Raw genomic sequence first — 1,334 nt, forward strand, 5'->3', positions numbered from 1 at the left:
GGTCTGGCTGCGGCCCCCAGAGCCGGGGCGTGGGCCCGGGCCGGCGCTGCCGGCCCTCGCAGGCTTCGGGAGCAGCGGTGGGGGTGCCCCCGATCTCGTACGCCTGGTGGACGCGGCGGCGACGGAATGCCATCGGGTCCGGTTGTCACACGCCCGTTCCGGCTTGCCGACAGGGGTGCTGACAAGGGGTTCGGCAGATCAGCCGTTGGCCTTCTCGTAAGCCTCACGGATCTCGGCGGGAACACGGCCGCGGTCATTCACATTGTGGCCGTTCTCCCGGGCCCACCGGCGGATTTCCGCGGTGTCCTTGTTACCGCCGGCGGCGGCGCGGCCCTTGCCACGGCCCGTGGCGGCACGGCCACCGGTGCGACGTCCACCCTTGGTGTAGGGCTCGAGAAGGCCGCGAAGCTTGTCCGCGTTGGCCGTGGTGAGGTCGATCTCGTACGTCTTGCCGTCGAGGGCGAACGTGACGGTCTCGTCAGCCTCGACACCGTCGAGGTCATCGACAAGAAGGACCTGAACCTTCTGTGCCACGGGATTTCCTTTCATCGAAAATGGAGTACGCGGAAAGGAAACCGCTTTTCCCGGGAAAACACAAACCCTCGGGAGAGGTTCAGCAGCCCGGGAAGACGGGAAACATGCGCGATTCGGACATAGGGAGGCAGGTCCTTCTGCAGATCACAGGTGCAGAAGCATCCGGCTGTTGCCCAAGGTGTTCGGCTTCACTCGTTCGAGACCGAGGAACTCCGCGACACCCTCGTCGTAGGAACGCAGCAGCTCACTGTAGACATCGGTGTCGACGGGCGTCTCTCCGATCTCGACGAAGCCGTGCTTGGCGAAGAAGTCCACTTCGAAGGTGAGACAGAAAACCCTGCGGACACCGAGCCATCGCGCGGTCTGCAAGAGCTTCTCCAGCACGTGATGCCCGACTCCCGCGCCCTTCATGCGGGGGTCGACGGCCAAGGTCCGTACTTCCGCCAGGTCTTCCCACATGACATGAAGTGCGCCGCAGCCGATGACGGTCGCGTCCTCGTCGCGTTCCGCGACCCAGAACTCCTGGATGTCCTCGTAAAGGGTGACGGTCGCTTTGTCGAGCAGGATGCCCCCGGACACGTACCCGTCGAGGAGTCGTCGTACCGCCCCGACATCACTCGTCCTGGCCCGCCGGACGGTGATGGCGGGCTTATTTACCGACGGGTCGGTATGGAGTTCGGTATCGGGATCGCTTTGCGGCTGCTCTGAGGACATGCCCCGACGCTATCGCCCGCTCTCCGGCGTCGCGTCATCGGTCGGTACGTCATCTCCGTCGGCGCCGGCGGTCGGTTCCGCAGGGC

2 protein-coding genes are annotated in these 1,334 nt (G+C 65.3%); both read right to left on the reverse strand.

The features are described 5' to 3' along the window. Positions 1-198 precede the first annotated feature (198 nt). On the reverse strand, positions 199-534 hold the full coding sequence (locus tag ACFCZN_RS21370; RefSeq protein WP_006125504.1) for a histone-like nucleoid-structuring protein Lsr2: 336 nt from the start codon (positions 532-534) through the stop codon (positions 199-201). Positions 535-678: 144 nt separating this feature from the next. Next, complete coding sequence (locus ACFCZN_RS21375; RefSeq protein WP_029182643.1) at positions 679-1,248, reverse strand: amino-acid N-acetyltransferase; 570 nt, start codon at positions 1,246-1,248, stop codon at positions 679-681. Between the last annotated feature and the right edge of the window lie 86 nt (positions 1,249-1,334).

The organism is Isoptericola sp. NPDC056134, assembly GCF_042264825.1.
Lineage (GTDB): Bacteria > Actinomycetota > Actinomycetes > Actinomycetales > Cellulomonadaceae > Isoptericola > Isoptericola nanjingensis.